General features: G+C 38.5%; 2 protein-coding genes. Both read right to left on the bottom strand.

Features of this window, described 5'->3' with window-relative positions:
- Positions 1 to 30: 30 nt before the first annotated feature.
- The gene (locus FN831_RS27555; protein WP_246101796.1) at positions 31 to 897 is read right to left on the bottom strand and encodes an IS3 family transposase; all 867 of its coding nucleotides are present in this window, start codon (positions 895 to 897) and stop codon (positions 31 to 33) included.
- Positions 894 to 1,208 (bottom strand): transposase, encoded by a 315-nt coding sequence (locus FN831_RS27550; protein ID WP_142531427.1) that lies wholly within the window; start codon positions 1,206 to 1,208, stop codon positions 894 to 896. Before FN831_RS27550 ends, FN831_RS27555 begins: the two co-directional genes overlap by 4 nt.
- Between the last annotated feature and the right edge of the window lie 60 nt (positions 1,209 to 1,268).

Genomic DNA, 1,268 nt, shown 5'->3' with positions numbered 1-1,268 from the left:
TGGAATTGCAACAATAAAGTAGACATTTAGTTAAGCGGCAATATTTTGTTTATTTAAATTTCTACCAAATTCTTCCGGGGACAGATATCCCAGTGAAGAATGAAGTCTTTTACGGTTGTACCAGGTCTCTATATATTCAAAAACGATGAGTGCTGCCTGCTCTTTGTCAGTGAACTTATGCTGATATACACATTCAGCTTTGATTGTTTTAAAGAAGCTCTCGGCTACTGCGTTATCCCAACAATTTCCTTTTCTGCTCATGCTCCTAATGATCAAAGGATTTTTTTCCAGTAAGCATCTGAATTCATTGCAAGCGTACTGAACTCCGCGGTCAGAATGAAAAATCAATTCTTGGATAATCGGGCGTCTACTTTGTGCCATTTTAAAGGCAGGGATCACGCTATCAACTGCTTTCATTGTCAAACTTAAGGCCCATCCTATAATTTTTCGATCCCCAAGGTCAATCACAGTAGTCAAATATAGCCATCCTTTTTTAGTTCGGATATAAGTAATATCAGATACCCATACCGCACCTATTACACCAGGTTTGAAATCTCGATCCAATACATTTTCCGGTACAGGTAATTTATGGCCAGAATCTGTGGTGATCTTGAATTTCTTCTTTACAATACTTCTCAGTTTCGCTTTTCTCATCATTCTGGCCACTCTTGGTCTGGAAATTTTAATATCTTTTTTACGGAGTTCCAAGGTTATTCTTGGGCTACCGTATATTCTTTTACTGTTTTCAAAAGCATGCAAAACTTCGGTTTCAAGAATTTGAGTCTCAATACTCCTTTTTGAAGGACTACTAATTGTCCACTTATAAAACCCGCCTCTGCTTACCTTGAATACCGAACACATCTTCTCGACTAAAAATATTCTGCTATGATCCTTTATGAACCTGAATATTTGTTGTCGCTCTTGGAGAAAATGCTGATGGCCTTTTTTAATATATCACGCTCCATCTGCGTTTCACGTAGTTCTTTTTTCAAATTAGCCAGCTCTTGCTCAGCCGGGCTGAGGATAACTTTCCCATTCCCAGGAAAACTACTGCCCTGCTTGTTGGAGAATTCCTTTCGCCATCTATACAATAAAGTCACATTAATATCCAATTCTTTCGCAAGTGCAATCAGATCTGTGCGGGTGTTACTCAATTCAACGCTCATCAGCTTGAACTCCTTCGGGTATGCTTTTCTCTGTTGTGACATAATTTCTGTTAAGATAAGTAATCCTCTTAACTCTGTGTCTACTCAAATGTAGCAAGTCCA

The organism is Pedobacter westerhofensis (genome assembly GCF_900182595.1).
Taxonomy (GTDB): domain Bacteria; phylum Bacteroidota; class Bacteroidia; order Sphingobacteriales; family Sphingobacteriaceae; genus Pedobacter; species Pedobacter westerhofensis.
This window is presented reverse-complemented; position numbering and strand designations above follow the sequence as displayed.

Bases quoted from the DNA above. Each gene is read 5' to 3' on its own strand.
- FN831_RS27550 (WP_142531427.1), bottom strand. From the start codon at position 1,208: ATGTCACAACAGAGAAAAGCATACCCGAAGGAGTTCAAGCTGATGAGC.